The organism is Bifidobacterium rousetti, from assembly GCF_008698235.1.
GTDB lineage: Bacteria > Actinomycetota > Actinomycetes > Actinomycetales > Bifidobacteriaceae > Bifidobacterium > Bifidobacterium rousetti.
The window spans coordinates 1-11,801 of the sequence record NZ_PEBH01000008.1; the positions used below are offsets into that span (position 1 = coordinate 1).

The window sequence follows — 11,801 nt, forward strand, 5'->3', positions numbered from 1 at the left end:
GTTCTTATGACGGAACCCGCTTGACCGCGGGATGCGCTTTCGCTGCCCGAAGAGGGCAAAAAACACAATCGGCATTTCTAGACCAGTCAAGGAGCACACGCCATGTGGGACTTCATCAACACCATCCTGTTCACCGAAAACCTCGACGGCGAAACCGTCGCCGGCACCATGCTGTTCGCCGCGCTCGTGGTCGCGCCGTTCGGCCTCGCCGCCATCGTCGACATGATCCGCCACCCCGACCAGTACCGGCACACCGCCAGGCACGCCTCCGACACCGAGATGCCGCCCACCTACGACAGCCCCGAACGCCGCGCCCGAGTCCTCGAACGCCGAGGCCGCAACTGAACCGCAACCCACGGGATGCGGGACCCTACGGGGCCCCGCGCCGAACGGATGCGACCGCATCGGCCACCCCCAATAGGGATGGCCTCGCGGCCGCAGCCCCGGCGGGCCAGGGGCCCCGCCCCCGGCACCCCCGACGGGGACACCCCGAACCCCGCAGCCCGCACGCCCGCCACGCGGGCGCGACGGGACCCGACGGAGCCCCGCCAAGGCGGGGCCCTCCCACATCTCTCTTTTCGTCCTCTTCGGACGCGGACAGCCTACCCGCGCCGGCGAACCCGTCAACGCCCCCACACGACCAAAGGTCGGTGGGTTCTTATGACGGAACCGCCTTGACCGCGGGATACGCATCCGCTCGACCGAAGAGGTCGAAAAAGCAAATCGTCCTTCCACACAACCAAAGGAGCACACCATGCGATTCGACGACAGGATCTTCAACGAGATCGACACCATCGACACCAGCGACTTCCTCAACCCCGACAACCCCGACTATGACGACAACTGGGAAATCCTCGACCAGCTACGCATCCGAGAAGCCGGATACGACCCCGACGACACCAGCGACCTCACCGACGAGCAACGGCAGGAAATCGACGAAACCGAGATCTACGCCATCCACCGGTTCAGCGTCGACAGCCTCCTCTGGGCCGGCCTGTTCGAATGGTACCAAGGCAGCCAGGGCATCATCGACCACGTACGCTCCGCGATCCTCGACCGCAGGGACGGATACATCTACGGAGGATCCATCTGGTTCGTGAGCGGCATCGGCTACGACTGGATCGACAACGACCTGCTCGGCGGCAACGGCAGCGGCGAAACCCGCAAACGGTTCATCGACATGCTCAACACCAACCCGCAACACTGATGTGACGGCAACAGGCACAGGGCCGGCCTCCCCAACAAGGGAGACCGGCCCCTTCGCATACCAGACGAACAGACGGCAACAGGGGAGAGGTGTCCGACAGTGGGACACGCATCACGGGGTTCCGGCGCACCAGACGAACCAGGCCCGCAAGAAGGAACAGGCCCGACCGGGTTCCGCAGCCGTCCCGGCATGGGAGGCCGGCGGCCCATCCACATGGAGAGCACCGGTGCACGACTCCCCGGCATGGAGTGATGCGAAGAACCATCCGGGATACGGCGCGGCACCCGTCGTGGAACCCATTTCATGGTCCTTTCCGGCTTGAAGCCTTCAGCACCATGGCATGTCGGGCGTCCGGCGTCAACCCGGCCCGCACAACCCGCAAGCGGGGAGCGTTCCGGGTTGACACCGGCCACCCGCCACGCCGACCACGGTGCCGTCTTCAAACCAGAAAGGACCACGAAATGTCTTCCACGACCCTCTTCCTCACCTACCCCGGACGCCTCTTCGCATTACTCCACGCCGTGGAGCCCCTGTACCTGATCTCCAAGTGGATGAGCGGCTTATGACCCCTCCACGCCGTGACATCCTTGCAACCCGACCGGGTCCGTCTCTCCTGCGGACCCGGTTCACCTCGTCCGCCGAAACCCCTATCATCCACAGACACCGGCACGACACAAGCACAGGTGGCAAAAGAACAGCGGACACCTGCGGTGACGAGCACACAAGGAGGACCCGAAGACCCACCCCCACAGGGCCACCGTCCGTCCGGCCACGAACTGCATCGGCACACGCCGAATTGCGAGACCACGCGGACAGCTCGCGTCCCCCGTCCCCGAACATCCCGCGCACATGCAGCCAGGACCGTCCAATACCATAGCCGGACCCTGCTTGACCAGTCCGCCGACACCGTCCAACACGATCCCGTCGATGAAGCCGAAGCAGATGAAGCGGACGGCGAGGCCGCGGACACCATGTCCACCACCTTGCCGCACCCGCCATCCATATAGACGGACACCGTCCCGACGCCGCCCGCGTCCCCGATCCGTGCGGTAGCCGTCCGGGCCCCGTCGACCGCAGCCCGTTCGACGCCACTCAGGTGGAGCCTGGACGTTCCGAGGCGCCACCGGGCTTGTGCGGCCGCACTGTCCACTGTCGCTGTCCCTTCCTGTTTGGAACTCCCGCCATCATGACATCCCGCCCGCCGGCCGTCAACCGAGCTCACGCGCCCAAAGGGCCCCCGCGTGTTCCCGGTTGACAACCGACAGCCAGGACGCCCCTCGGCTCCCGTCTCCAAACAGAAAGGAACAGCGACAATGTCCAGCACGACCACCCAATCCCTCTTCTTCCCCCTCGGAACGTCCAGCCTCTTCCCCCTGAGCGCCGTCGAAGGGCAGCTTGTGATCGAACAGGTCCCGGACGGAGGCTACCGCGCCTGGATCGTGGACGGGATCGGCGACCTCTGGCCGGCCTCCATCTACATGGAAGGCAGGCCCTGCGACAAGGAGGATGAGCACGGCGTCCGCAGGGACCTCGCCATCCCCTCCATCTACATCGACCTCATCAACAAGATCATGCTGTCCGGCGCCGGCAAACTGCTCAAGGAGGATCCCACCTACGGCATCGGACTGACCTACCTGAATGTCCGCAGGATGCTCAGGGACAGGGAGCCCCTCACCATCCACGAGCTCTCGCAGTTCAGCCTGTACCAATACGATCCGCAGCCGGTCGAACAGTGACCCCATGGGGGAGGGCCTTCGGGCCCTCCCCCCTTTTTTTTCTCGTAACCGTCCTCCCGTGGCACGGACTCACAGGACCACGCCACAGGAACGGCCGCGAGGCACCGTCACGAGAAAACGTGCGAAGCCGCACCCCGGACACCTCGCATGCTACAGACACGACACCGGCCGTCGCCCCCGATACCCCCACGTGGCAGCCGACCTGACCCGATCCGCCACGCCCATCGATGCCACCCATGGGCTGAGCCTGGACATCACGATGGACCACAGGGTGCGGGCGATCGCGCCGCCCATGGCCGTTGCCCCTTCCTGGTTGAAGACTTCGCCATCATGACGCCCCGCCCGCCGGCCGTCAACCGGCCCGCACAACCCGCAAGCGGGGTGCGTTCCGGTTGACAACCGACAGCCAGGACGCCCATCGGCTCCCGTCTCCAAACAGAAAGGAACAACGACAATGACCAGCACGACCACCCAATCCCGCAACCTTTGCCTCGGAAATTCCAGCTTCAACTCCCTGAACGCCATCGAAGGATCGGTCCTCCTCGAAGAGTCACCCAACGGCTGCTACAGCGTCCGTGTCATCGACCGACACGGCATCGACTGGACCGCGTCCGTCCCCAAGGACGCGTGGTCCAGGGAAGTGGACGCCAACCTCGCCGTCCCGACCGTCCTCACCGACGTCAACCACCTGGTCGAACACGGCCCGATCCACGGTGTGAAAGTCCTCGAGGATACCGTCTCCTATTACGACGAAGCCCACGATCGTCCCGTTCACGGGCTGACCTACTACCGCATCAACGACAGGGCGTTCGACGACCTGACCGACAACGACCCCGAATTCTGACCGATCCATCGGGCGGGCCGCAAGGCCCGCCCCTTCCCATGATCTACTACCACGCCAGAAGGCCGCAGACGCGAAAAGAATCCTGCGGCAGGGAAGACGAATGCGCCCGTCGGCGTCTGACACGTAACCCCCCGACTCCATGACGTCGCCGCGAAGAAGCACCAGCCGGCACCCGCCGTCCGGCGGCACGGGAACCGAGGGTCCACGGCAGGCATCCGCGCCGTGGAAAGCAATGTGATGGCCCCGGTGCCGATCTCAAACGCCTATGGTCATGGACGACGGTTGACGCCATGGCTTCCGGCCTTGAACCACGAGACCTACCCGAACGGTGGGGATCCGCATGCATGTCCAAGGATACGACGGCACCCGCGGCCCACGGGAACCCGGTCCAGGCATGAAGGCCCCTTCGACGGTCGAGCCAATGGGCAAGGAAAGCGAAGCCCGGACTGCAGTCGCAGCAGACACACCGGGCCGCAGGAACCATCGCCGTCGGCCCTTCCTGGTTGAAGACGCGGACACCATGGCATCCCGTCCGCCGGCCGTCAACCGGCCCGCACAACCCGCAAGCGGGGAGCGTTCCGGTTGACAACCACCGTCCGGCACGCCTTGGCCCGACATGTCTCCAACCAGAAAGGACCAACGACAATGATTCCCACGACCCTCACCTGCTACGACTACAGTCCGATCTCGCTCTGGCCCACGGCCACCATCGAAGGAACCTTCATCCTCGAACCGGCGCCCGAATGGGGCGGCTACCGCGCATGGATCATGGACAGCATCGGAACCCGCTGGCCGGTGTCCGTCCTGCCGCCGTTCAAGCCCGGAGCCGAAAGCGCCAACCTCGTCATCCCGACCATCTACATCGAGATCAACGACCTGCTGCAGCATCACATCGACTTCCACGTCACGATGCTGCATGTGGAACCCGGCTTCGATTTCCGCAGCCGCAAGACCGGCGGCTACGGGCTGACCTACTACCGCGTCGACGACAAGGCGTTCGAGGAATACCTGGCCACGGCCGAAGCGGCCGACCCCCGGTTCTGACCCACGCCTCCCGGGGCGGGCCGCAAAGCCCGCCCCTTTTTTTCCTGTTGTCCCGTGACCGACAGGGCGCACGCACGCCTGATAGCAGCGCACACGATCCGGTGGGGGAGCCGTCCCGTCCGGACCGTCACCACCGTTCCTCCACATCCTGCCAAGGACCGGTGAAGGGTGCCGTCCGGTTCCCGCCGCCCATTTTCGTTCCCTTCCCGCCCGAAGCCGACACAGCATGGCATACCGTCCGGACGGCGTCAACCGGCCCACGCCACCCCAAGGGGCCCCGGCGTGTTCCGGTTGACACCGCCCGAACGGCACGCCCCGCCGCGAACCGTCTTCGACCAGAAAGGAAACGAAAATGGACAGCAGGAACCTCGATCACAGCACCGTCGCCACCGACCCTTGGCAGGATGTGGCGGAACTCGACCGCATCGAACGAGACGACCACACCCTCGCCAGCCTCGGCTACGACAGCCTCGACCAGCTCGAACGGCAGGGGGTCGGCATCGACCCCTGGAAGGAGGTGCTCAAGTAACCCACAGGGCGGGAGCCACAAGCTCCCGCCCTTTTCCTATGTCAACCCCCCACGCCAAAACGACCTTCCCCCTTTAGACAGGCAAACGCAAAGAACACAAAAACGCCGGCAGCATCGGCAGTCAGGACACGGCGCCTTTCGCAGGTTTGCTCACGTACCGTCAGTGAACCGCTCACTTACCGTCAGTGAGAGGCATTGAGAGGGTAAGTGAGCGACCTCGCCATCATCCGTTGGCCGATGATCCGGGACAGGCCCAGACGGTGGATGGTGACGGAGGTCGAGCAAAGGAGCCCGTCGATGTCGTCCTGGGAGCGTCGATGGGGATCCTGCCATACAAGCCGACCATGGCGGCGGGCACAGGCGATCGGGGCTGACACCGTCGAGGGATCCGACGTGTTCCCGGATGCGGCACTGTTCCGCAGGAAGGCCGTCAGCGGATGTCCCGATGCCGGGGAGCGTCCGGACATCCCGCCGCAGGGCCGGCCGCAGGACAGTGGAGGCATTCACGCCGTCCGTCCTTCCCGATCGGTTTACTGGCGCACCCTGGCATGCCGGCCGCACAGGCGTCAACCGGCCCACGCGCCCCAAAGGGGCCCCCGCGTGTTCCGGTTGACACCTGCACGACCGGCACGCCTTGGCGGGAGGCCGTAAACCAACCGGAAAGGACGAACATCATGAACACCACCACCATCCCCAGCACCCAGACCCGCGACAGGATCTCCAACCGCTACATCGACCTTCAGGGCAGGCTCCGCAACGCCCGCGCGATCCAGGGCGACAATCCCGGCAGCACGTGGGACGCCTTCGACGGCGAGGGCCGCCGGATCGGCTGGATCACCAGCATGCCCACCACCGGCAAGGTCTACTCGTACGGCACGAACCCGCAAACCGGCGCCTGCGTGGACGACACCGTCGAACAGGCGCTGCGAACCCTCATCAACCCCCACGCCAGCCTGATCTTCGGCTGACGGTCCCAAGCGGGGCGGGAGCCACGGCTCCCGCCCCTTTTTTCCTGCCGTCCCATCTGACCCGCGCATGCAGCGAGATTCCCGAGCATCAGCGGGGGAAGCCGGGAGATGCCGCAGGCGAGGGGAACGACCGCGTCAAAGCGATTGGGGGTGTCGAATGCAGAAAGCGCGGAAAGGAACGCAGAAAGACCGTGCCTGGCGAAAGCGGCTCGCCGTGGTCCGCGACCCTGATGCAAGACGACCCTGGCCGAAGCAGGACAGTCCCCGTGACAGGGGAGACGCGTCATGCCGGCAGAGCGAAACGGCTGCTGTCGTGATATCCGAGGAACCGGCCGTATGATCCACGGCCGTCGGCCCTTCCTGGTTGAAGACCCCGCCATCATGGCACCCCGTACGCCGGCCGTCAACCGGCCCGCACAACCCGCACGCGGGGTGCGTTCCGGTTGACAACCCGCGTCCGGCGTGCCCCTCGGCTCCCGTCTCCAACCAGAAAGGACCAACGACCATGAACCACACGACCAGCACCTTTGTCGCCTACACGTACACCACCCTCCGCCCGTTGCACGATGTAGACGGGCTCCTCTACCTCGAACGGCTTCCCCAAGGCCACGGCTACCGCGCCTGGATCAAGGACGGGAACGGCGACCTGAAGCCCGTGTCCGTCGACGCGACGAGGCATCCGAACGCCAATCTCGCCATCCCGACCATCCTCACCGATGTCAACAGCCAGATCACGAACGGCGTGATCAAGGTCGCGAAACTCCTCGAGGAACCCGTCTCCCGGATCATGCCGGACAACGGGCTGACCTACTACCGGATCAACGACGCATCGTTCACGACCTACGAGCACGACAGCAGGCTCCACCTCATCTACCTGCCCTTCAACTGCATCTGGGTCTTCACGACGACCGGACGCGACATCGTCCCGATTCTCGACCAGCGGTACTTCCTCACCCGCGAGGACGCGGCGAAGGCCCTCGAACCGTTGAACATGCAGCTGCAGCCGGACAACAGCGTCACCACCACTGGCCCCAACCCGTGCGGACAGCGGTGAAACCATCCCACAAAGGGCGGGGATCGCTCCCCGCCCTATTGTCATGCCACAAGAATCTCCCCGGCCCCTATGGAAAACGGAAGCGGAACGCGCACCTGAAAAACGGGAACACCCGACGTCGGGCCCCGTCCTGGTCCCGTCGAACGCGGTCAAGGCGATCGCCCTCGCCCGACGCAGCGGTCATCAGACCCTGGCGAACCACATCGCATCCGACGGGAACCCGATCGCCTCGACAATCCGACCGTCCCCGCTGAAACCACAAGAGAACATATCCTCATCCGCCCCGCCGAAAACCAGCCAACACATCCGACATGCAGAAGCCGGCCATGCCGACGGCAGGGGAGGCCACTATCGTCGCCGAAAACCGAGTACCCGATCATCCGCGAAAGCCACGTCATGGCGTCGACGTCACGCACGTCCTCCACAAACCAGCCATGACCGTCCAAAGAAGAAACGAATCCCGCAGTCATGGGAGCTCCACCTGTCCGCCGGGGTCCGAGATCCGAGCGGCGACCGCGGCGCCCACGTCCAGGCCCCTTCCCGTGTGAATGCCGAACCGCATCATGACGCGCCAGACGCAGGCAGTCAACCGGGCCCACGCGCCCAAAGGGCCCCCGCGTGTTCCCGGTTGACAACCTACGCCCGGCACGCCCTGCCACGAACCGTCATCCACACAGAAAGGAACCTGAACATGAACACCACGACCACCACCCAGAACCTCGAAACCTCCAGCATCCAGGAGAAGCAGCCCTACGACTACAGGAGCTCGATCATCGAGGACATCGAGGACTGGCTCGACGAGAACAAGCAGAACTACGACGACGCCGACGAGGCCCGCGACGACTGCGAGAACACGGTCACCGGCAACGACAACGGCTCCTACACCTTCAGCAGGTGGATGGCCGCCCACTACATCCAGGACAGCGGCTTCATCTTCGGCGGCGACTGGGAGGAATTCCTCATGTGGCTCGAAGGCAACAACTTCTCGGTCATCGACGCGATCAAGGACGCCGAGACCATGGACGTATGGATCCGCCTCTGGTACTTCGACGAGCAGCTCTGGGACGAAGCCACCTCCGGTGTCGAGTTCGGCGAAGACGAAGACGATGACGAGGAGGACGACGACGAGGAGTGACCCCACTCCGGGGCGGGAGCAACAGCTCCCGCCCTTTTTTCATGCCCAACCGCAGATCGCACACAAAGGAGCTGGCTGAACACACTCAATCGACACACTCACAGAAAGAACCTTCCCCCAACACCCAATCCGAAAGACGCACTGACGCAACCCAAGACAAGAACCCATCATGGGCACCATGACATAAAAGCCACGGGAGGAAGGCGGAATCGGAAGCCTCATGCATACGACGACGTGTGCGGTCAAGGCCGACACCGTAAAACAGAACCCCTATAAAAACACCCTTGCCGTGAATCCTCCCGAAGACGCAAACATTGAAGCCGATACCACACGCCAACACAAGCACGCACAGGTGAACACCATGCGAAGACACACATCCAAGCAACGAAAGGACCACCCATGGCGTTCAAACACTACAACCGAGCGGAACACAACACCCACGCCAGAAAAACCGGAAACATCGCAAGCCTGTACACCTCAGGCATACTGCAGTTCAGAGGCACCTCGACCGCACTCCTCGACGGCATCCAGGACGTGGAGGCATACTATGACGCCGACACACGCACCATCGGACTGATGCCATCCACGCGCACACCCACCACGATCAGGATCCAACGCCAACGCGATGGACGAGCCCAGATCGGACTCAAGACATTCGCCCGAGCCTTCGATATCAGCCTCGACCAAACCAGCCACTACCAGGTCCGCCGCGAGGAAACCGGCATGATCACCATCACCCCCATCGCCGAGCAGAACCAGAGCCAGCAGGAAGACCGAACCAATAACGGACAGGCTCCCGCTGCTGGACCACGTGAACCACTGGACCACGGATGGACCATGAACCAGTGAACCATGGACCACGTGAACCACTGGACCACGGATGGACCATGAACCAGTGAACCATGGACCACGTGAACCACTGGACCACGGATGGACCATGAACCAGTGAACCATGGACCACGTGAACCACTGGACCACGGATGGACCATGAACCAGTGAACCATGGACCACGTGAACCACTGGACCATCGGTGGCCCGTGGTCTGCTGCGAACCAGGCGAAGCTCCCTGTTCAATGAGCTCCTGCCTCGGGGGAGTCCCGTCAGCGCCAATGCCGACCAGACGAGGATCCCATCCCGAAACCCGGATCAAACGACAACGACCCCGACATCATAGAAAATCACTTAAGCAAGAATCAGATCACCACAAAAATGAAATCAAGAAACTACCGATCTATCGAAAAATGACAATCGACTAAAACCACAGCATCCAAAAGGACATCAACGACATCGAAGTAATCACGAATCGACGAAATCTACTAAAAAGACGAATCGAAGCTATAAGCAGAAAACTTTACAGCGAAAAAGACGATTTAGAGAGTACCACGGACGTCTTGCACTCGCACGCTTCGCGTGGGCCTTCGGCCCTACTGCCGAGCGGGGAGATGACCCGACTGCTGGGTTTCGGCTACGATATCGACGCTCCGGTATCGATTCGCGGGCTTGCTTGAGGCGTGTGGGCGGGGCATGAGCACGGAAAACAAGGACGTGGAGCCGCCGATCTGCCCGGTATGCGGCCAACCCGTCGAACAACTGGACCCCGTACGGGGGCGGGCGAGGAAAATCCATTCGTGGTGTACGAACAAGCGTGAAGTCGCACAACGCAGGTTGCGCCGTAGTCGGAGGGTAGTCGAGCAGTCCGAGAACCTTCGAGTCTCGAATATGCGGACGACGAGAGCATGGCACCGGTTGAACCAGTCCATCAGGGAACGCAACGAGGTCTGCCTGAAAGCGGACCGGACTCACCTTGCGTGGATGAGAAGCGACATTCGAATCGTGGCAATGGTCATGAACCTCCGGTCGGACCTGCTGGACCAGGCCATCGGTCCAACAGGCCGAACCGGTGGTTCAGGCTTGGACCGTCAGACCGGTATCGGTCCGAAAGTGAACCATCATACTGGTTCGGATATGAGCCATGAGCCGGTCCAGTCGTGGACCGATACCGGTCCGGACCATGGACCAGTGAACCAGTGGCCCATGGACCATGAACCAAATCATGGTCCAGTGAACCATCAGTGGGCCACGGACCATGAACCAGTGAACCAGTCCGGACCGGACCAGTGGACCACCGGCGAACCATGGCCCATGAACCAGCGAACCACCGGCGAACCGATACCGGTCCGGACCGGACCAGTGGACCACCGGCGAACCGTGAACCATGAACCAATGGTCCAACGGTCCAGCATGAGTCAGGACCGGCATGAACCAGGATCGGACCATGAACCATCGAATCGGACCGGGACCGGTCCACGGTCCGGTGAACCAGTGAACCAATCCGAGGATCCGGCCCAAATACTGGGCGCGATCTGGACCAAGCGCAGCCTCGGTCCGATACCGGTCCCCGTCTCGTACGAGCCCACGACACAGGAGCTGCTGGATCATGACATCGACACGCTCCGGCAGGTCCTACGCGAACTCGGACAGGACAACCTCAACCTGATCGCCGATTTCGTCGAATGGAACGGGGAACGCCCCTGGCGGTTCGACCGATCCATCACCCAACAGGGGACCATGAGCGAGGACTTCTGCGGGCAGATCACAGACCCTGGCGGCCGGTCCAACTTCATGGACTGGAACCACGACCTCGAAGACACCCATCTGCGCATACCGTTCCGGCACGTCATCGACCGCATGTGGACGCAGGACGCCACCGACGAACACCACTCACCACAACAACTACGCAGATACAGTCCAAACACCCAAGGATGACACCCAACACCGGCCTCCAACTAGGACACCCACTGCTTATACCCAATCCAAACACCTACTACCGGCACCCAACCAACCACACCATAGGAAAGGAACACACCATCATGCCACTCGAAGAACGTCACACAGGCATCTGCATCAACTGCCACCAAGAGAAGCTCCTGTGGGGAGACAACCTCTGCTCCCAACGATGCCGTAACGAACAACAACGCAACCGCAAGTACAGCATCTGCCGCAACTGCGGCAAGCACCTGCCCAAACCCAAGCGCGGACCCATGCGCGAATACTGCGACCGCAAATGCAAGAGCGAATACCAGACCAAACAACGCAAGGCGCTCAAGGAGCGCACCCTCCGAGGCAACACCAAAGCGAACCAGCTCATCGAGGACGCTGCGAAACGAGCCGACCGGCAGGACAAGGAACGCGACCAGGCAAAGGAGACATTCGACCACGCCACCCGAAGGATGCGCGCCAACGAACTGCTCCTCGAACACCTTGACGCCACCTGGAAGGAATGA

12 protein-coding genes are annotated in these 11,801 nt (G+C 62.8%); all 12 read left to right on the forward strand.

Annotation, left to right across the window (positions count from 1 at the left end; translation table 11 throughout):
* The first annotated feature begins 102 nt into the window (after positions 1–102).
* The 12 genes from CSQ85_RS08795 (at position 103) to CSQ85_RS08845 (ending at position 11,801) form a co-directional block, all read left to right on the forward strand.
* The gene (locus CSQ85_RS08795) at positions 103–345 is read left to right on the forward strand and encodes a hypothetical protein (RefSeq protein WP_150383739.1); all 243 of its coding nucleotides are present in this window, start codon (positions 103–105) and stop codon (positions 343–345) included.
* A 409-nt stretch (positions 346–754) separates the two neighbouring features.
* Positions 755–1,207 (forward strand): hypothetical protein, encoded by a 453-nt coding sequence (locus CSQ85_RS08800; RefSeq protein ID WP_150383740.1) that lies wholly within the window; start codon positions 755–757, stop codon positions 1,205–1,207.
* A 1,313-nt stretch (positions 1,208–2,520) separates the two neighbouring features.
* Positions 2,521–2,943: a hypothetical protein gene (locus CSQ85_RS08805; protein WP_150383741.1), complete on the forward strand. Its 423-nt coding sequence runs from the start codon at positions 2,521–2,523 to the stop codon at positions 2,941–2,943.
* Between the two features lie 454 nt (positions 2,944–3,397).
* Positions 3,398–3,787: a hypothetical protein gene (locus CSQ85_RS08810; protein WP_150383742.1), complete on the forward strand. Its 390-nt coding sequence runs from the start codon at positions 3,398–3,400 to the stop codon at positions 3,785–3,787.
* 645 nt (positions 3,788–4,432) lie between these two features.
* Entirely contained in the window at positions 4,433–4,831 is a 399-nt protein-coding gene (locus tag CSQ85_RS08815) for a hypothetical protein (protein WP_150383743.1), read from the forward strand.
* Between the two features lie 352 nt (positions 4,832–5,183).
* Complete coding sequence (locus CSQ85_RS13135) at positions 5,184–5,360, forward strand: hypothetical protein (RefSeq protein WP_190972974.1); 177 nt, start codon at positions 5,184–5,186, stop codon at positions 5,358–5,360.
* A 674-nt stretch (positions 5,361–6,034) separates the two neighbouring features.
* Positions 6,035–6,328, forward strand: coding sequence for a hypothetical protein (locus tag CSQ85_RS08820; RefSeq protein ID WP_150383744.1), 294 nt, complete (start codon positions 6,035–6,037; stop codon positions 6,326–6,328).
* A 505-nt stretch (positions 6,329–6,833) separates the two neighbouring features.
* Positions 6,834–7,382, forward strand: a complete 549-nt coding sequence (locus tag CSQ85_RS08825) for a hypothetical protein (protein ID WP_150383745.1) — start codon at positions 6,834–6,836, stop codon at positions 7,380–7,382.
* A 691-nt stretch (positions 7,383–8,073) separates the two neighbouring features.
* Entirely contained in the window at positions 8,074–8,517 is a 444-nt protein-coding gene (locus CSQ85_RS08830; RefSeq protein WP_150383746.1) for a hypothetical protein, read from the forward strand.
* Positions 8,518–8,916: 399 nt separating this feature from the next.
* The gene (locus CSQ85_RS08835) at positions 8,917–9,366 is read left to right on the forward strand and encodes a hypothetical protein (protein ID WP_150383747.1); all 450 of its coding nucleotides are present in this window, start codon (positions 8,917–8,919) and stop codon (positions 9,364–9,366) included.
* A 1,473-nt stretch (positions 9,367–10,839) separates the two neighbouring features.
* Complete coding sequence (locus tag CSQ85_RS08840) at positions 10,840–11,283, forward strand: hypothetical protein (RefSeq protein ID WP_150383748.1); 444 nt, start codon at positions 10,840–10,842, stop codon at positions 11,281–11,283.
* A 104-nt stretch (positions 11,284–11,387) separates the two neighbouring features.
* A complete protein-coding gene (locus CSQ85_RS08845) occupies positions 11,388–11,801 on the forward strand; it encodes a hypothetical protein (protein ID WP_150383749.1) in 414 nt (137 codons plus the stop codon).

Bases quoted from the DNA above. Each gene is read 5' to 3' on its own strand.
- CSQ85_RS08795 (WP_150383739.1), top strand. From the start codon at position 103: ATGTGGGACTTCATCAACACCATCCTGTTCACCGAAAACCTCGACGGC.
- CSQ85_RS08800 (WP_150383740.1), top strand. From the start codon at position 755: ATGCGATTCGACGACAGGATCTTCAACGAGATCGACACCATCGACACC.
- CSQ85_RS08805 (WP_150383741.1), top strand. From the start codon at position 2,521: ATGTCCAGCACGACCACCCAATCCCTCTTCTTCCCCCTCGGAACGTCC.
- CSQ85_RS08810 (WP_150383742.1), top strand. From the start codon at position 3,398: ATGACCAGCACGACCACCCAATCCCGCAACCTTTGCCTCGGAAATTCC.
- CSQ85_RS08815 (WP_150383743.1), top strand. From the start codon at position 4,433: ATGATTCCCACGACCCTCACCTGCTACGACTACAGTCCGATCTCGCTC.
- CSQ85_RS13135 (WP_190972974.1), top strand. From the start codon at position 5,184: ATGGACAGCAGGAACCTCGATCACAGCACCGTCGCCACCGACCCTTGG.
- CSQ85_RS08820 (WP_150383744.1), top strand. From the start codon at position 6,035: ATGAACACCACCACCATCCCCAGCACCCAGACCCGCGACAGGATCTCC.
- CSQ85_RS08825 (WP_150383745.1), top strand. From the start codon at position 6,834: ATGAACCACACGACCAGCACCTTTGTCGCCTACACGTACACCACCCTC.
- CSQ85_RS08830 (WP_150383746.1), top strand. From the start codon at position 8,074: ATGAACACCACGACCACCACCCAGAACCTCGAAACCTCCAGCATCCAG.
- CSQ85_RS08835 (WP_150383747.1), top strand. From the start codon at position 8,917: ATGGCGTTCAAACACTACAACCGAGCGGAACACAACACCCACGCCAGA.
- CSQ85_RS08845 (WP_150383749.1), top strand. From the start codon at position 11,388: ATGCCACTCGAAGAACGTCACACAGGCATCTGCATCAACTGCCACCAA.